General features: G+C 43.2%; 6 protein-coding genes. All 6 read right to left on the minus strand.

The window, feature by feature from the left end; all coding sequences use genetic code 11:
* Positions 1 to 7: 7 nt before the first annotated feature.
* On the minus strand, positions 8 to 1,225 hold the full coding sequence (gene secY2 / locus LPB220_RS09765; protein ID WP_042760209.1) for an accessory Sec system protein translocase subunit SecY2: 1,218 nt from the start codon (positions 1,223 to 1,225) through the stop codon (positions 8 to 10).
* 224 nt (positions 1,226 to 1,449) lie between these two features.
* The gene (locus LPB220_RS09770) at positions 1,450 to 2,454 is read right to left on the minus strand and encodes a sugar transferase (RefSeq protein ID WP_150906624.1); all 1,005 of its coding nucleotides are present in this window, start codon (positions 2,452 to 2,454) and stop codon (positions 1,450 to 1,452) included.
* Positions 2,366 to 2,569, minus strand: a complete 204-nt coding sequence (locus LPB220_RS10815; RefSeq protein ID WP_186822865.1) for a hypothetical protein — start codon at positions 2,567 to 2,569, stop codon at positions 2,366 to 2,368. The genes LPB220_RS09770 and LPB220_RS10815 overlap by 89 nt, the downstream gene beginning before the upstream one ends.
* A 72-nt stretch (positions 2,570 to 2,641) precedes the next feature.
* Positions 2,642 to 7,183: an accessory Sec-dependent serine-rich glycoprotein adhesin gene (locus tag LPB220_RS09775; protein WP_150906626.1), complete on the minus strand. Its 4,542-nt coding sequence runs from the start codon at positions 7,181 to 7,183 to the stop codon at positions 2,642 to 2,644.
* 196 nt (positions 7,184 to 7,379) lie between these two features.
* Entirely contained in the window at positions 7,380 to 15,077 is a 7,698-nt protein-coding gene (locus tag LPB220_RS09780) for an accessory Sec-dependent serine-rich glycoprotein adhesin (RefSeq protein ID WP_150906628.1), read from the minus strand.
* A gap of 180 nt (positions 15,078 to 15,257) precedes the next feature.
* Positions 15,258 to 20,072, minus strand: coding sequence for an accessory Sec-dependent serine-rich glycoprotein adhesin (locus tag LPB220_RS10975; protein WP_412180393.1), 4,815 nt, complete (start codon positions 20,070 to 20,072; stop codon positions 15,258 to 15,260).
* Positions 20,073 to 20,450 lie beyond the last annotated feature (378 nt).

The raw sequence follows: 20,450 nt of genomic DNA on the forward strand, positions 1-20,450 counted from the left end.
GTTACTCCTAGAATATTCTTGTATAACGTTGATTCACTCGAAGGGCACGAATTTCTTCTCGGATATTGTAAATCATCCCGACAAACATGAGAAAGGTTCCTGGAATCATGGTCAAGCGCAAGAGATCCTTATCCCATAACAAGAGAGAAAAAGGAAGCGCTGTGAAGAGGATCAGATACAAGGTCCCAAAAACAGTCAAGCGTAGCACAATTTTATTGATATAGCGACGTGTATCTGCTCCAGGATAGACATGATCGATATACTCAGAAGCCTTCATCATCTTATCTGCAATTTCTTCTCCGTTCACATTGACAAAGGCGAAAGCAAAAGAGAGAAGGGCGATCATCAGAATGTAAAGAAGGATCCAAATCGGATCTCCCATCACCAAGTGTTTGGCTAAATGAGCAGCCCACTTGGCATTGGAATCCATAGACAAGATCAAGAGCATGGCATACTGAGGAATGGACACCAAGGTCATGGCGTACATAAAGGGCATCCCTCCTGCTGGGTTGATCTTGATATCCAAAAAAGTATAACTTTTCAAGTTGTTGTGGATCCCTAATTTATTGACAGGAATCTGGTACTTGGAATATTCCACTAAGACTGCCACATAGACAAAAATCAAGATGAAAATCACGCCCAGAACATAAGCGATTTCTGGTATATTATTGACATTTGAAAGGGTCTGCATCACGTCTTCTGGCAGGTACATAACCATCCCAGCCATCATGATGACCACAGAGCTTCCAAGCCCCAAAGCGGCATTTAGATCGGAGAGCCAAACTAAAAAGAAGGCTCCAGCTACCATAATCATGGTATTGACCGCAATGACAAGTCCAGAGTTCAACCCTGTCTTCAAAGGGAGATACATGGCCACTGCCAAAGACTGGACGATGGCGAGCACCAAGGTTACGTACATCTTTCGCCGTTCCACAATCTCCGTGCTGGTTTTTTCGAGGTTAAAGCGTTTTGAAACGGTAAACATCCGCCACAAAATCATGGAAGACATCCATGGGGATAGACCGATCGAAAAGATCGACATCCCGCGGAGGTTTCCCCCCATCACAGCGCTTGAGAGCTGCAAGCCCGTTGTCGTTCCCTCATTGAGTCTCAAGGCCTTTGATAAGTCAACAAAAGGCAGGGAAATTTTACTTCCCAAAACATAAATAAAGACGAAAAATATCGTCCAACAAAATCTCTTTCCTACTTCAGATCGTTTTAACATTTCTTTTAAACTTTCTCTTACTCATTTTGACTCTTCCACCAGGGAAACAGCCTTTAAATATGTGCCTTTAGAGCATCTTATCTCAACTTATTTTACCATAATTTGCGACTTTTCCAAACTCATTTGTCACTAATATTTGATAATATTTCAAATTCCCCATTTGGTACCGTATTCAACAAAAAATCCTTCAGATCTTTGTCTGAAGAATCTTGTTTGATTGGCTGTTATTCCCCCAAAGCCATGATGGTATCGACAAATAATTTCTTTGTAAAATAGCCATTGCGGATCAAATAAGAAGTATATTGAGCCTTTCGGACCATTTGGGCGTACTCTTCTTCTGTACAGTTTTGGACCAAACGATTGGCTTCTTCAAGACTGGAAGCTACAAAGCCGAGCCCTTTTTCTCGAATATAGTCTGCATTTGACAAATAGTCTGGCACTACTACCGGAAGACCTGCAGATAGATAAGTCGATAGTTTGTAGGAAATATTTTCTTTGTAGTAATCCCGCTCATCCTCAGGATTCTCAGAATTTCCCCAGACAAGCCCAAAACCACCCTTGGAAAGCTCGAGAAGCAACTCTTGCTTAGTCCGCCAGCCTTCCATATGGATCTTAGAATAATCGACTCCTTCAACTGGTTCGGTATAGACATGAAGGGGTGTCTCATATTTCCAATCGATGATATGTGGGAAACGTGAAGGATTTCCTGAGAAGATCAGTTTTTTCTCAAATTGCGGAGTGTAAAGATCCAAACTGTGGGTCAAATCCCACAACTTTTGGACCACATATTTTTTCACTGTGAGCCCTTCTGATACTAGACGATGGTACATTTGCTCTGACGGAACAACGACCAGATCACTCTGATTGTACATGTCGATATAGTTAGGCATTAGGTAATAATTGCTCTCAAACATGAGTGGTGGAACATCATGGATAAACATGACCAGCTTGGTTTGAAGGAGTTTTAACTTATCAACCAAACGGCGGTCCCACTCAATTCCATTCCAAGAAGGAGATTGAACGAAGACGATATCCCCAAAAGCAACGCCTGCTAAAATCCCATCCATTCGCGAGTTCAATTCGCTAGCTGGTTCATTGCTATGATCATAAAAGTAGATCCCTAGTTCATTAACCCCAAGTTCACGAACCACATTCATAATATCGTTTTGTGCCATCAGGGCAACACTTTTCGAAGATTGCCCAAATAAATTTGTAAAATGGATTTTCATCTCTTTCCTCTGACTCTTCTTTTTTAATCCCATATTTTCTGAAGATATGAGGGCAAACAGAGCTTTTCACAAAGTAACCTTTTTCATATCCCTCAACGAAAACTTCCTCATTCATTATAACATATTTCCCAACTTCTTAGACATTCTAGATCAATAAAAGACCGGTTCATTCCGGTCTTTTAAGGTTTTATTTGCCATCTTTTTTCCGAATTCCTAAAAGGGCTAATCCAGACAGAAGAATGGAAGCTCCTGTAGCAAGAATATTAGATGAAGGATGGGCACCTGTCTCTGGAAGAGCAGGTCCGGAAGAGTGCGTCGCAGTTAGTGAGCTTGCATCTGATGGAGATTCTGAGTAAGAGGTGCCAAACGAAGACACGACAGACTCCGAAGAACTTGTCACAGCAGAGAAACTTGACGCATAAGACACACTGATCCATTCAGAAATTTCCTGCGATAAGGATTGACTCTCTGTCGATGATGCGCTTATAGAATCTGAAACACTCGTCAAAGGAAATTCAGATACAGGCATGGACGTTGAAGCCGATTCGCTTGAAGAAAGGAGTGAAGCTGATTGGCTATAGGAGTCAGATTTTGAAACAGATGTTGACGCTAGAGATTCTGAATAGGATGTCCATTGTGAAGCAGATAGACTCTCAGAAACGGATCGAGAGAACGATCCAAACTCTGAAACCTGCGATGCAGCTACGACAATAGAAGTTGAAGCTGATTCGCTTGTTAAGGCAGAAGCTTGAACCAGTGAATCGGACTGACTGGCTGATACCGACGTTTGAACCAAAGATTCGGATCGACTAGTTGAGATCGACTCTTGGACTAGCGAGTCGAATTGGCTTGCTGAGATCGATTCTTGAGACAATAAATTCGATTCACTTGCTGAAACGGATGCTTGGGCCATGGAATCTGATTGACTGGCAGATACAGATGCCTGAACCAGCGACTCTGATTGACTAGCTGAAACTGATGTTTGAACCTGAGATTCTGATTGGCTGACTGAAACTGAGGCTTGTACCAAGGAATCGGACTCACTCGCCGAAACTGATTCTTGAGCCAGCGATTCTGATTGACTCGCTGAGACTGATTCTTGAACCAAGGATTCAGATTGACTTGCTGAAACGGATGCTTGGGCCAAAGATTCGGATCGACTAGTTGAGATCGACTCTTGGACTAGCGATTCTGATTGACTGGTAGATACAGATGCCTGAACCAACAAATCAGACTGGCTGGCCGATACCGACGCTTGAACCAAAGATTCGGATCGACTAGTTGAGATCGACTCTTGGATTAGCGATTCTGATTCACTTGCTGAAACGGATGCTTGAACTGAAGACTCTGATTGACTGGCAGATACAGATTCCTGAACCAATGACTCGGATTGGCTAGCCGAAACGGACTCTTGAATCAACGACTCTGATTGACTGGCCGATACAGACTCCTGAACCAATAATTCCGATTCACTCGCAGAAACTGACTCTTGGACCAGTGATTCTGACTGACTAGCGGAAACGGATGCCTGGGTCAACGACTCGGACTGACTAGCCGAAACGGACTCTTGAACCAACGACTCGGACTGACTAGCGGAAACTGATTCTTGTATCAGCGAGTCTGACTGACTGGCCGATACCGATTCTTGAACCAAGGATTCCGATTCACTCGCAGAAACTGACTCTCGCACCAACGATTCTGATTGACTCAATGATGTTGATTGCAAATCAGTCGATACTTGCGATTCCGACTGACTCATTGAATCAGAACGAGAAAAGGACATAGATTCTGTAATTTGAGACTTAGATTCGATATCAGAAGTAGATTGCGATTGACTTTCGGAAACTGATGCTTGAATCAAGGACTCAGATTGACTGGCGGAAACTGACTCTTGAACTAGCGAATCGGATTGACTCGCGGAAACTGATGCTTGAATCAGCGAGTCTGACTGACTGACAGATACGGATGCTTGAACCAAGGAGTCTGACTGACTGGCGGATACAGATTCTTTAACAAGCGAATCGGACTGACTGGCAGATACGGACGCTTGGACTAGAGCCTCCGATTGACTCGCAGAAACGGATTCTTGTACTAACGACTCGGACTGGCTAGCAGAGACTGAGGCCTGAACTAACGAATCCGATTGACTCGCAGAAACGGATTCTCGAATCAACGAATCGGACTGGCTAGCAGAGACCGAGGCTTGAACCAAGGATTCCGACTGACTTGCTGAAATCGATTCTTGAACCAACGAGTTGGATTCACTTGTCGAGACAGATTGTGACAAGGAAATCGAGGTTGAAACCTGTGAATCTGATTGACTGGCGGAGCTAGATGCTTGTGACAAGGAAACGGACTCACTGACCGAAACAGATTGAGAAGATGAAATGGATTCTGAAACTAGTGACTCTGAAGTTGAAATCGAGAAGTTTTGAGATTGTGAAGCAGATTCTGACGGTGTCATCTTCCGATAGTAATAATTCACACTCGTTAATGGGTATGAATCTACTATTTTTTTGATCGTTTGTTTGAAGTTGGAAAAACCATCTGCTCCTTGAGGTGTTGCATCTTCTCCAACGACCATGGTCGTATTTTTATAGAGGTATGCTGATTTTGGAAGTTCCGTGAATGGTTTTGGAACAGTATATTCTATTCCTGTTTTCTCATCAGTGTAAGTAACTGTCTCCTTACTAGAGAACCAACCTGTTATATCCAATTCGAAATGTTGGTAATCTATTCGTCTTGGTGTGACATTTAGGAAATAGTCCTTGTTTTTACTTTCAACTTTACGAGTTCCACCTAAATCTGAAAGCTTATCCGTACTATCCTGTTTAAATTCTTTTTCATAAACAAGTGTATATACATCGGTTACCTGAGTATTGCCTACGTCACCACTACTAACATCATGGATTTTAGAAGGATCTAAAACATAGTAGCGAAGAGAATAATCACCATTTTGATTAAGGGTGACAATTTCACTTTTAATGAAATGCTCACGCGCATCCCCTAATAGTTCAACTCTTGATTTCCCATTCTTACTATTATCGAACACCCCACTTTTACGATTCGGGAACACGGTGTGCGCTGGGACCTGTACATAACCAGGAAATTCGCGTGGATTGGAAGCTGTATAATGCTGACCTTCCAATCCGTAGATTCTATACTCTAGTAAGGATCTTTCTTTCCCCGTTGGTTCATATTCCCCATTAAACCATCTACCATTCGGGTCCACTTCTCTATAGAAGGTCGATTGTTGTCCCATCATAGATGGAATTTTGATACTAGGATAGGTCCTAATCACTTGCCCTTGATTCTCAGGCGTCATGACATCATAAATACTCCGGAATAAGAAAGCCTGTTCCGGAATAAAATTCGTCAGCATTCCAAAAGTCCCATTACCTGTAGTAGGTTTCGAATTAAAAACCTTGTTCCCAAAGGGAGCCTGACCAATCAGTACTTCTTTTGGTAATTGAATATCTTGGCCATATCCTTCTGGAGATACAGTTTGTGAAAAAATCTCAACCCCATCTGATTGCCGAACAATGCGGAAATAAACATCCATTGCCTTATGCTTTTCCGGGTCTATCTCACTGATATCAATCGACATGGTCGCATAGTAACCAAGTGACTCTCCTTGTTTATTCACAAAGTCCCAAATACCAAATGTATAACGATTGGTGTAGGGTTCACCTAAAAAATTTTTCAACTCTTCAGGCGAAAATCTTAAGAGATCTTTATCTAGATGAGGATCCTTAGCATATCCTGGTGTGTCCAGTGTAGGATCTTCTACACTCGCACCATTGGGATCTTCTGGGTTCGGGGTCATATCCAATACATCATCAGCCAAGTATGTTTCCTCAGCTAGAGGAGCCAACTGAGCAGAGATCGCAGGTTTCCCATCTACATTTGTATTTCCCACAAAACCTGCAGCTGTCAAGGTCGTCATCATCTCATCGACAGCTTTCTCCAAACGATCGCGCTGGTCAGCATAAGCTTGAGCACTGGCATTGGTCTGGATCAAGTTATTGCTTGCAGTCACTTCAGCCTGCACTTTGTTAATGACCGCTTCGACCACTGCTCGGCGATCGGTGTCTGTCATTTTAGATGCGTAATTGCCTGCAATTTCCTGTAGCAATTCAGCTTCTGAGGTATTTTGTTCTAAAACAGTGGCTTCTTCTAAACTAGTCGGCTCTTCAATACCTGCTTCTGACTCTAGAGCTTGAGCAGACTCGCTAAGTGCCGTTGATAATGCAGTTGATCCAACTTCGCTCAAAGACAAAGACGTGGATTCACTGATCGAAGCAGACGCACTCTCAGATGTAGAAAAACTAGTTGATTCTGAAACAGAGCTGGATTCTGAAGGCTGGCTTGAGGTTTTCGCTAAGACCACACTATCTGCTTCTGCCAAGGTTTCCTCTTTTGTCTCAGAAACCGTTGGTGCAAGTGATGTTGCATCCTCCGCCTTAGCAGTCGTAGCAATCACAGCACCACCAAAAACAGTCCCTACCGTAATCAAACCTTTTAAGAAGGCTTGGTTATGCTTTTGACTTTCTATTTGATCTTGCTGTACGTTGGCAATGATGGTCTCCTCCACTTGCCCACGCACCACGCGAAAGAGGCCTAGAGCAGCCGTTGATGCCCGAAGCCAATTTTTTCCTGATTTAATTAATTTGAAGCGTACGACACGATCTGTTTCACGAAAGTTTCCTTTTGAACGCTTAAATTGCATGATATTCCCCTTACATTGTAGTCATTATTAATTATACAGGAATACTACGTAGATTCAAGTAATTTGCTACAAAAAACTTCTATATTATTGTTTAATTTTCAAATTTTTTTGTAACACATTAAAAACACCTCATTCTACTAGAAAAAAAGTGAATCTCCTATGAGATTCACTCGAAAAAATGATTTTTCCTACTAGATCAGTTCCCTTTCTTTTTACGTCGGGTAAGTCCAGCAATTCCAGCTAACCCTGTAACTACTCCGAGAAGAGCTGATGTTACAGATCCTGTTTCGCCAGTATTCGGAAGGGCCACAGACTGGCTGTGTTTTTGTGATCCACTTGCTGTTTCTGATACAGACAATGACTCTGAACGAGAAATTGATTGGCTCATTGAGTTAGAGTATGAACCGCTACCAGATGTTGATCCTGATTGTAATTGACTCACTGAAACTGAAGTACTTACTGATGTTGAAGTTAATTCAGGTGCAGAGGTACTCAATGATGCTGACTCTGATGCAGATACTGATGTCGAAACCGAAAGCGAAGTAGAGACTGACTGGCTTTCTGATACTGAACTGCTCAACGATGCTGACATTGATTCGGATGTCGAGATTGATTCAGACGTAGACGCTGACAAGGACGCTGAAACTGATTCAGATACAGAAATCGATTCGGACATTGAGACTGATTCAGAGGTTGAGACTGATTCTGAGGTAGAGGCCGACTCAGAGGCTGATGCTGACTCAGATACAGAAACTGATTCAGACGTTAATACTGATTCTGATGTAGACACCGATTCAGACGTTGACACAGATTCTGATGTTGAAACTGACTCAGACGCTGAAACTGACTCAGACGCTGACAATGACTCGGACACAGATGCCGATTCGGATGTTGACACAGATTCAGACGTTGATACTGATTCTGATGTTGACACTGATTCAGACGCAGAAACTGACTCAGAGGCTGATGCTGATTCTGACGTAGAAACCGATTCTGATACAGAAACGGACTCTGAGGTCGATACTGATTCAGAGGTAGAAACCGACTCGGATGCTGAAACTGATTCAGACGCAGAAACTGACTCCGATGTCGAGATTGATTCAGACGCAGAAACTGACTCCGATGTTGATACCGACGCAGAGGCTGAAACTGATTCTGATGTCGACACTGATTCAGATGCTGAGACTGATTGGCTTACTGAAGTTGAAGCTGATTCGGACACTGATACTGATTCAGAGGTAGAAACCGATTCGGATGTAGACACTGACTCAGAGGCTGACAATGATTCAGATGTCGAGATTGATTCAGACGTTGATACTGACTCGGATACCGACTCAGACGCCGAGACTGATTCAGAGGTTGATGCTGACTCAGATGCAGACAATGATTCTGACGCTGAGACTGACTCCGATGTTGATGCCGATTCAGAAGTAGACACTGATTCGGATGCAGATGCCGATTCAGACGCTGACTCGGATGCAGAAACTGATTCTGAGGTGGACACTGATTCAGATACAGAAACCGATTCGGACGTTGACACTGATTCAGATACAGAAACCGATTCGGACGTTGACACTGACTCAGATACAGAAACCGATTCGGACGTTGACACTGACTCAGATGTCGATACTGATTCGGACGCAGATTCTGACTCAGACGCTGACTCGGATGCAGAAACTGATTCTGAGGTGGACGCTGATTCAGATACAGAAACCGATTCGGACGTTGACACTGACTCAGATGTCGATACTGATTCGGACGTTAATACTGATTCTGATGTAGACACCGATTCAGACGTTGACACAGATTCTGATGTTGAAACTGACTCAGACGCTGAAACTGACTCAGACGCTGACAATGACTCGGACACAGATGCCGATTCGGATGTTGACACAGATTCAGATGTTGATACTGATTCTGATGTTGACACTGATTCAGACGCAGAAACTGACTCAGAGGCTGATGCTGATTCTGACGTAGAAACCGATTCTGATACAGAAACGGACTCTGAGGTCGATACTGATTCAGAGGTAGAAACCGACTCGGATGCTGAAACTGATTCAGACGCAGAAACTGACTCCGATGTCGAGATTGATTCAGACGCAGAAACTGACTCCGATATTGATACCGACGCAGAGGCTGAAACTGATTCTGATGTCGACACTGATTCAGATGCTGAGACTGATTGGCTTACTGAAGTTGAAGCTGATTCGGACACTGATACTGATTCAGAGGTAGAAACCGATTCGGATGTAGACACTGACTCAGAGGCTGACAATGATTCAGATGTCGAGATTGATTCAGACGTTGATACTGACTCGGATACCGACTCAGACGCCGAGACTGATTCAGAGGTTGATGCTGACTCAGATGCAGACAATGATTCTGACGCTGAGACTGACTCCGATGTTGATGCCGATTCAGAAGTAGACACTGATTCGGATGCAGATGCCGATTCAGACGCTGACTCGGATGCAGAAACTGATTCTGAGGTGGACACTGATTCAGATACAGAAACCGATTCGGACGTTGACACTGATTCAGATACAGAAACCGATTCGGACGTTGACACTGACTCAGATGTCGATACTGATTCGGACGCAGATTCTGACTCAGACGCTGACTCGGATGCAGAAACTGATTCTGAGGTGGACGCTGATTCAGATACAGAAACCGATTCGGACGTTGACACTGACTCAGATGTCGATACTGATTCGGACGTTGACACTGACTCAGATGTCGATACTGATTCGGACGCTGATTCTGAATCAGACGCTGATACTGATTCGGATGTAGACACCGATTCAGACGTAGAAACCGATTTACTTACTGAGGTTGAAGCTGATTCAGATGCTGACACTGATTGGCTTACTGAGGTTGAAGCTGATTCAGATGCTGACACTGATTGGCTTACTGAGGTTGAAGCTGATTCGGACACTGATACTGATTCTGACGTTGACACTGATTCAGATGTTGACGCTGACTCAGACGCCGAAACCGATTCTGATATTGACGCTGATTCTGACGTAGAAACCGATTCGGATACAGATACCGATTCTGACGTAGAAACCGATTCGGATACAGATGCCGATTCTGAGGTTGACACTGATTCTGATGTTGACACCGATTCAGACGTAGACACTGATTCGGATGTTGACGCTGACTCGGACGCAGAGGCTGATTCAGAGACTGAGGTTGACACCGATTCAGAAGTTGAAACTGACTCGGACGCGGACAATGACTCGGATGTCGATACTGATTCAGAGGTTGAGACCGACTCAGATGTTGAGACTGATTCAGATACAGAAACTGACTCGGATGTCGAGACTGATTCTGATGTTGAAACTGACTCAGAAGTCGATACTGATTCTGATGTTGAAACTGACTCAGATGCCGAGACTGATTCAGACGTTAAAACTGATTCAGATACAGAAACTGACTCGGATGTCGAGACTGATTCGGACACTGAGGCTGATTCAGAAGCAGATGCTGATTCGGATGTTGATTCAGACTCTGATGTCAAAACTGATTCTGATGTTGACAATGATTCGGAAGTCGAAACAGATTCAGAAGTAGACACTGATTCTGATACAGAAACCGATTCAGACGCTGAAACTGATTCGGACGTTGATACTGAATCAGACGTTGATACAGATTCTGATGTAGATGCTGACTCGGATGCCGATACTGATTCCGATACAGAAACAGACTTGGAAGTCGACACCGATTCAGAAGTCGAAACGGACTCGGATGCAGATGCTGAAACTGACTCAGACGTTGAGACTGATTCGGATGCAGAGGCTGATTCTGAAGTAGACACTGATTCAGAAGCAGAGGCTGACTCAGAGGTAGAGACTGACTCGGATGTTGACACTGACTCTGATATAGATACCGACTCTGACGTCGAGACTGATTCAGACGTAGATACTGATTCGGACGTTGAGACTGACTCTGACGCGGACAATGACTCGGATGTCGACACTGATTCAGACGTTGACACTGATTCAGACGCTGACACTGACTCGGACGTTGAAACTGATTCAGACGCTGATACCGACTCAGACGTTGAAACTGATTCAGAAGCAGAGGCTGACTCAGACGTTGACACTGATTCGGATGTTGATTCAGACTCTGATGTCGAAACTGATTCTGATGTTGACAATGATTCGGAAGTCGAAACAGATTCAGAAGTAGACACTGATTCTGATACAGAAACCGATTCTGACGTCGATACCGATTCAGAGACTGAAACTGACTCAGATGTCGATACTGATTCTGACGCTGAGGCTGATTCTGATGCCGATTCTGACGTAGATACTGACTCAGACGCTGAGACTGACTCTGATGTTGAGGCCGATTCTGATGTAGATGCTGACTCGGACGCTGAGACCGATTCAGAAGCTGATGCTGACTCCGATGCTGATACAGATTCCGACGTTGATACAGATTCCGACGCTGAAACTGACTCGGATGTCGATACAGACTCAGATGTTGATTCAGACTCTGAAGTCGATACTGATTCTGAGGTTGAAACTGACTCAGAGGTTGAAACCGATTCTGATGTATATACTGATTCTGACGCTGATACTGACTCGGATGTCGAGAGTGATTCAGAAGCAGATGCTGATTCGGACGTTGAAACTGATTCAGACGCTGACAATGATTCAGACGTAGAGACTGATTCGGATGTTGATACTGATTCGGATGTTGATACCGACTCAGACGCTGATACCGACTCAGACGCTGACACTGATTCGGACGTTGAAACTGATTCAGATGTTGACACTGATTCAGATGTTGAGACTGACTCAGATGCAGATACTGACTCGGAAGTCGATACTGACTCAGATGCAGATACTGATTCGGAAGTCGACACCGACTCAGATGTTGAAACCGACACCGAAGTAGAGGCTGATTGACTCTCTAATACGGAAGTGCTCAACGATGCTGATTTTCTAGCGGACTCACTCAAAGATACTGATGCAGACTCCGACTGCGATTGACTCACTGATTTTGAAGCCGACTCGCGAGTAGATTGACTTAGTGACTCTGATGCCAACTGTGATAGCGATGCTGAAGCTGACTGACTCACTGAAACAGAGGCGCTCGTTGAAGCGGATGTCGAACTTGAGATAGACTGGCTAACCACCTTGGATACACTCGCCGATACTGAAGCAGACTGCAAGTCACTGACACTTGCAGAAGCTGACTCTGAAACCTTCACAGATTCAGATTTTCTTACCGATACAGATTGACTCGTTGAAGCGGATTGAGATTGAGAAACCTCCTTGCTCAACGATTGACTGCGAGATAAACTAGCTTGAGCTGAGACACTTGCCGATGCTGATTGACTCAATGAAGCCGACAAACTTTGCGAACGGACTGAACTCAGAGACTGGCTTAATGAAATGCTCTGCTGTGTCGATACGCTCTGTGATTGCTTCGCACTTAAAGACTGACTGATCGATTGCGAAGTCTTCGTAGACGCACTCTGACTGTTTGATACAGACTGACTGTGATCGCTATCTGACAGTTTCACCGCTACGACATTGGTCGTACTATCTTTATAAGTAATGGTGACTGTACCATCACTATTAACCGTATAGGACTTAATCCGGTTGGCTACCTCTGGATTAACAGCCGACACAGCAGCAATCACCTTGCTCTTATCTGTATCTGTCAATGCAGTTAGACTCGTCACCTGAATAGTGCTTGTCGGCGCCACACCTGGCGTACGATCAGCGAGACGCCCTTGGGTAATCCGAATCTCACCCAAACCGTTTGGACGGTTCATATTGGAGGCATTGTCAATAGCCGCGACGTTGCGTTGCCATGTATTTCGGTAGGTATGGTAAAGGTCATCCTTCAAATGAATGGTCGTTGTGATGGTTGCAGGGTTCGCACTGGTAGCCGTAATATCGCCCGTGATAGGAGCAATATCACCTGTTCCATACTGGCTGCCACCAAAGAAATTCCCGTTCAAGGCATTGTCGTTCAGATCCGCTCGTGCAACGACTTTCATTTCTTTCAACTTGCCACTGTCATCAGTAGCTGTAAAGGTCACAACCGCATCATCACCAGCGTAAATAGTATAATTCTTCCCACCACCTTCGAGAGGCGTAAACTTAGGTTCCACACCATCGACAGTCAACTTGGCCGTCACTTCAGGACGCGTTCCGTCAGTTACAGCCACGGAATTACTGGCATCTGAATACACCGCATAATCACCATACATGATGCGAGCTTTGGCTGTTACACCACCCGTTTGTAACTTAACAGTCGGCGTCACAATCGCTTGACCCGAAGCATCTGCCACAGCTGTTCCCACTTCGTCGTCATTATTGTATAGAACGACTGTAGAACCTGGCTCAGCTCCCGTCACCGTTACAGGCGTCTGTGTGTAAGCCTTATCCAATAATCTCGTTTCAACAGTTGGTGCTGCTAGTCGCTTCATTGGAGCCGTCACATCATTAGTGGTGTTATCTTTATAAGTAATGGTTACCACACCAGATGATGAAACGGAATAAGATTTAAAATCCTTTGAAGTGGCAATATTTGGGTTAGCAGTCTTAAAGGCCTCCCAAACCTTCTCTTTTTCAGCCTGAGCTAGACTACTTGTGTCATTAACAAAAGTACTCGTTGTCACCGCCGTAATCGGATTACGAATACCATCATTTTGCGGCAAGACCTGAATGCGTAGCGTGCGTGTCACTGACTGCTTAGCCGTATTAGTCACTACAAAAGAAACATTATAAATTTTCCCAGGCGTTGCGACCTCTGTCTGCCCAACAGTTCCCATGATATTAAAGGCCACTGCACTATTTTTCAAGGCCGATGTTTGCGGAACATTAATGCCATTCACACGGTCACTACCAGAAGCGTAGCCAATGCTTTTAATACTATTTCGTGTAGGATTGGTTTCCACAACATTATAAGCCTGATTAATGTAATCAGAGTTATACACAGAAATCAAGGCATTGTTAGCCAGACCTAAATTATACTGAGGCGCACGGAGACTGGTATCAGCATCTATACGATTCCCGTTACGCGGATCCCGTTGACCAGATGTCGCACGAAGCACCGCATTGACCAAGCGATTCCGAGCACTCTTGGCTTGACTTTCTACAGCATCCATTTGGATTGCGGGATTGGACAAACCAGTACGAATTGCTTCTAAAGCCAGATCTCCACTTTCAATAGCAGATTCTGTCCCAGGAATTTCCAAAGCCTGCGCACGATAGGTGTATAAATCCAAAGCCAAAACTTGCAGACGCTTCACCTGATCTTCTGAGCGAGTGTTTTGTGCCTCTGCTACTTTCTCACTCGTTTCAGAAGTAGCTACATGAATAGCGTTATTCTCTGAGAGAGTGCTACTAGCAGTTTCTGATGTGGACTGACTCGCTGAATGACTAACAACATGAGATTCACTCAAAGAAACCGACTGAGAAAGTGAACTGCTTTCTGAAAGCAACTGACTGCCTGACTTCGAGAGTGATTCAGATTCGCTAGCAGACTGACTCGCTGACACAGAGTCTGTGGTAGACGTCGTCCCCAAAACAAGACTATCCGAACCCGCTACACCAGTCGATGGGCTGATTTCAGACCCAACAGTCGCATTCATCTCATTTTCCTCAGCAAATACTGGATTGGCAACCGTGGTCGCCCCAGCCAGAGCTCCTAGCACAACCAGCCCTTTGACCAGATCTGCAGGCATCGAGTGTGATGAGGCTTCGTATTGAACCACGATCTTTTCATCTACACCACCTCGCATGACACGAAATAGGCCTAACCGAGAAACAGATGCCCGTACCCAATTCTTTCCTGATTTGATTAATTTATAACGTGTGATTCGCTCCGTTTCGCGAAAATCACCCTTCGAACGTTTAAAAAACATGTCCGCTCCTTAAATTTTAGATATCAAGTTATTATACATTATTTTTTCCCTAATGTAACTAATTAAGACCATTTTCTGATACGAAAACAATACACAAAAAGAGAACCCGGAGGTTCTCTTTTTGGATCCTTTTTCATTGACCACATACCTGAAATGATCGAATCAAATTAGGATAGAAGATTATTTTTCATCTTCTTTTTTGCGACGACCAAGAACAGCCGCTCCAGCAAGTCCTGCAACCGCTCCAAGAAGAGCTGATGTTACAGATGTTGTTTCACCAGTATTTGGAAGTGCTACAGATTCGCTGTGTTTTTGTGATCCATTTGCTGATTCTGATGTAGACAATGACTCTGAACCAGAAGCTGATTGACTCATTGAGTTAGAGTATGAACCACTAGCAGAAGTAGATCCTGATTGACTCATTGAGTTAGAGTATGAACCACTAGCAGATGTTGATCCTGATTGGCTCATTGAGTTAGAGTATGAACCGCTACCAGATGTTGATCCTGAGTGTGATTGTGATTGGCTAACTGAAACTGAAGTACTTACTGATGTTGAAGTTGATTCAGACGCAGATACTGATTGACTTACTGATGTTGAAGTTGATTCAGATGCAGACACTGATTGACTTACTGATGTTGAAGTTGATTCAGATGCAGACACTGATTGACTTACTGATGTTGAAGTTGATTCAGATGCTGATACTGATTGACTTACTGATGTTGAAGTTGATTCAGATGCTGATACTGATTGACTTACTGATGTTGAAGTTGATTCAGACGCAGATACTGATTGACTTACTGATGTTGAAGCTGATTCAGATGCTGATACTGATTGACTTACTGATGTTGAAGTTGATTCAGACGCAGATACTGATTGACTTACTGATGTTGAAGCTGATTCAGATGCTGATGTACTCAATGATGCTGATTGGCTTGCTGATGTTGAAGCTGATTCAGATGCTGATGTACTCAATGATGCTGATTGGCTTGCTGACGTTGAAGCTGATTCAGATGCTGATGTACTCAATGATGCTGATTGGCTTGCTGATGTTGAAGCTGATTCAGATGCTGATGTACTCAATGATGCTGATTGGCTTGCTGATGTTGAAGCTGATTCAGATGCTGATGTACTCAATGATGCTGATTGGCTTGCTGATGTTGAAGCTGATTCAGATGCTGATGTACTCAATGATGCTGATTGGCTTGCTGATGTTGAAGCTGATTCAGACGCTGATGTACTCAATGATGCTGATTGGCTTGCTGACGTTGATGCACTTGTTGAAGCCGATGTGCTCAATGATGCTGATTGGCTTGCTGACGTTGATGCTGATTCAGACGCTGACGTTGATGCTGATTCAGACAATGATTCAGATACTGATACTGATTCGCTCAATGATACTGATGCTGACTCAGATTGTGATTCTGAAATAGATTGTGATGCTGACTCAGATGCAGACGCTGATTCGCTCAATGATGCTGATTGGCTTAGTGATGTTGAAGCTGATTCAGACGCTGACGTTGAAGCTGATTCAGACAATGATTCAGATACTGATACTGATTCGCTCAATGATACTGATGCTGACTCAGATTGTGATTCTGAAATAGATTGTGAAGCTGACTCAGATGCTGATGCTGAAGTGCTCAATGATGCTGATTGACTTGCTGATGTTGAAGCACTTACTGAAGCCGATGTGCTCAATGATGCTGATTGGCTTGCTGACGTTGATGCACTTACTGAAGCCGATGTGCTCAATGATGCTGATTGGCTTGCTGATGTTGATGCACTTACTGAAGCCGATGTGCTCAATGATGCTGATTGGCTTGCTGATGTTGATGCACTTACTGAAGCCGATGTGCTCAATGATGCTGATTGGCTTGCTGATGTTGATGCACTTACTGAAGCCGATGTGCTCAATGACGCTGATTGGCTTGCTGATGTTGATGCACTTGTTGAAGCCGATGCACTCAATGATGCTGATTGGCTTGCTGATGTTGATGCTGATTCAGATGCTGATGTTGATGCTGATTCAGACAATGATTCAGACAATGATGCTGATTCAGATGCTGAGATTGAAGCTGATTCAGACAATGATTCAGACAATGACACTGATTCAGATAATGAAATTGATGCTGACTCAGAACGTGATTCTGAAATAGATTGTGACGCTGATTCAGTATTTGATTCAGAGTTGCTTTGAGTTGTTGATGCACTTACTGAAGCTGACGTGCTCAATGATGCTGATTGGCTTGCTGATGTTGATGCACTTGTTGAAGCCGATGTGCTCAATGATGCTGATTGACTTGCTGACGTTGATGCACTTGTTGAAGCCGATGTGCTCAATGATGCTGATTGGCTTGCTGAGGTTGATGCACTTGTTGAAGCCGATGTGCTCAATGATACTGATTGGCTTGCTGATGTTGATGCACTTGTTGAAGCCGATGTACTCAATGATGCTGATTGACTTGCTGAGGTTGATGCACTTGTTGAAGCCGATGTGCTCAATGATACTGATTGACTTGTTGATGTTGATGCTGATTCACGTGTCGATTCGCTCAACGATGCTGATGCAGATTCAGAAATTGATTTAGAAGTCTTTTCAGATGTTGATTGTGATTGTGAAACAGATTGTGACTTAGAAACAACTTCTGATTCAGATAATGATTGTGAGTTAGATTGCGATTGTGATTGTGATGCTGACTCAGAATCATTCATCTTACGGTAGTAGTGTACGGTATCACCAGATGGTTTTTCACTTGCATCTGGAATTGAGTATTGGTTACCAAATCCACCAGTAGTCTTCTTTGGATTACCGAAAGAATCAGTGACAATCTTACCTGTTGCTTTATCGATAGCATATTTCGTACGTCCACCGATAACATTTTGCGTATTACCACCAGGCACAGCACTTGCAGTTCCCTTAGGTTCATCAACGAACATATAATTTGCATCGTTGTAATGACCAGCTGTAAACCAACCTGTAATATATACTAAACCTTCATTTGGTTTATCTGGATTGTGCCATGGAGAAACAGACAATTGGTAGTCACCGTTCTTGCTTGAAACGAGACGTTTATCAGCTTCCATGTTTGTTGCTGCAGGAATATACTTGTCACCTGGTTTAATCACTGGAGTAGTGTAAACAAGTGTATATCCAGTTGTATCAGTGTTATCTGCCATTACTGATTCATTATAAGTAGAAACAGCAGATGGATCCAATACATAAATCTTAGTAACTGTTGAACCATCGTTGTCAACAATTTCACGAATACGTTTTACGTAGTAATGTTGACGGCTACCCTTGAGTTCGGCATATTTAGTACCTACAGTGTTACCTAATTCACCAGACATAGTTGAAGAATCAGCCTGTTGATACAAAACATAACCATCAAATGTACGAGGATTTGATGCAGTGTAGTCTTGACCTTGGATACCTGTTTGAGTATATGAAGCAAGTTCTGTTTCATTACCAGTCGGTTTGTAACTTTGAGTTGTTGTATCTGCTTTAGAACGTGATGCATCAAAAGTTGATGAAGCTGTATCAACCACTTTATAGTGAGTTGTTTGATTCATCTTGGTTGATGGTACAGCAATTTCAACGTTCGGTTTCTTTTCACCTTGGTTAGCAGGTGTAAGGTAGTCATAGACTTGCTCTGTCTTGTAATCAAAACCACTAGGGTTCAAATCTTCATTGTGCTTGATAATGATATCGACACTAGACGGATTTCCATCAGTAGAAGCATTATAAACAAGGTATGGATAGTACTTCTGACTTGAAAGGTCACCAAGATTGATTTCTTTGGCAGCAACAGCATTACTTAATGTTGTATTCGCAACTTCACTACCAGTTGTTTTATCAACCAAACGAACAAATACATTTGGATTTGATGCACTATTTGTCTTGTCTACAGACAATGTGATGTAATAGTTTTTGTTGTAAAGTTGGTTGTATGAAGAAAGATTCCAAATACCAAATGTCAAACGACCTGAAGTTGGGTCAGCTGCGTATCCTGATGGGATAGTTTGGGGACGATCTGTAAGGGTCGCACCGTTTGGATCTGACATTCCTGGCGTTACACTAACACCAGATGGATTTGTGCTTGAAGTAGCAATAGCATCCAATTGTGCGTAAACTGCTGGAGCACCATTTACTGTTGTGTTACCAGTAAATCCTGCTGCAGTCAAGGTTACCATCATGTCATCTACTGACTTGCTCAAACGTTCGCGTTGCTCAGCGTATGATTGAGCTGAAGCATTAGCGTTGATCAAGCTGTTGCTTGCTGTCAATTCTGTTTGAACTTTAGCGATTGCTGCATCAAGTGCTGCTTTCTTTTCTGGAGCTGAAACAGTAGCTGAGTAGTCTCCTGCGATCTTGTTCAACAAGGCTGCTTCTGAAGTGTTTTGTTCTAGGACAACTTTATCTTCAGATTTAGTAGCTGTTGTAGATGCTTCTGAAGCTGCTTCAGATTCTGTTGCTACAGCTGATTCACTAAGAGCAGCTGAAAGTTCTGCAGATCCTTGTTCGCTCAATGAAGCTGACTCAGATACAGAGACACTTACAGATGTTGAAGTGCTTGCTGATGTTGATGCACTTGCTGATTCTGTTGTAGATTCAGTAGTTGATTGAGTAGTTGAAGTTGTACCAAGTACAGTACTTCCTCGTTCTACAAGAGCTTGGCTTGAAAGCTCAGATGCTGTTGCAACGTCTGAACCATTTTCATCAGCTTTAGCAGTATTCGCTACTGTAGCTGCACCAAGAACAGCCCCTGCTGCCACGATCCCTTTGAGCAAGCCTCGGCTTGTCATTTCTGTTGCTGATACTTCATCTTCACGAACTTCAGCTACTACAGTTTCTTCGACCTGACCGCGGATGACTTTCAAAAGACCAAAGTTAGAAGTTGCTGCACGCAACCAGTTCTTACCCGACTTGATCAATTTAAAACGAGTCACACGATCCGTTTCACGGAATTCACCGTTCGAACGCTTAAAAAACATTTCTGTCTCCTTAATACATTTTTTATTTCCTTTATATTATAGACTACTTTTCAAATATTTCAAGCAATTATTCTCAATTATTACTATTTTTTTAAAAATTTTTTTCTTTATATAAAGAAATCCGTTTTCATATGTTTTTTTGTTGAACTGGGGCATTTTTTTAAAAATCTTTTTCTAAAATAAAACTTTGATATCAAAAACAAAAACCCCATTTAAATGAGGCTTTTAGAATGTAGACAAACTATTTTAAAGTAAAATAAGTTAAGTGATTCTGCAAAAAACAAAATTGAGTTCCAATAGTTAAATCGATTAAATAAAATACTGAAACTTTCCGCTGTGAGAAAAGTGCCTGAAACAATAACGTTTCAGGCACTTGGA

This window comes from Streptococcus sp. LPB0220 (genome assembly GCF_008727815.1).
Classification (GTDB): domain Bacteria; phylum Bacillota; class Bacilli; order Lactobacillales; family Streptococcaceae; genus Streptococcus.

Excerpts from the sequence above, each read along its gene's own strand:
- LPB220_RS09780 (WP_150906628.1), bottom strand. The coding sequence starts at position 15,077 with ATGTTTTTTAAACGTTCGAAGGGTGATTTTCGCGAAACGGAGCGAATC.
- LPB220_RS09770 (WP_150906624.1), bottom strand. The coding sequence starts at position 2,454 with ATGAAAATCCATTTTACAAATTTATTTGGGCAATCTTCGAAAAGTGTT.
- secY2 (WP_042760209.1), bottom strand. The coding sequence starts at position 1,225 with ATGTTAAAACGATCTGAAGTAGGAAAGAGATTTTGTTGGACGATATTT.
- LPB220_RS10815 (WP_186822865.1), bottom strand. The coding sequence starts at position 2,569 with ATGAATGAGGAAGTTTTCGTTGAGGGATATGAAAAAGGTTACTTTGTG.
- LPB220_RS10975 (WP_412180393.1), bottom strand. The coding sequence starts at position 20,072 with ATGTTTTTTAAGCGTTCGAACGGTGAATTCCGTGAAACGGATCGTGTG.
- LPB220_RS09775 (WP_150906626.1), bottom strand. The coding sequence starts at position 7,183 with ATGCAATTTAAGCGTTCAAAAGGAAACTTTCGTGAAACAGATCGTGTC.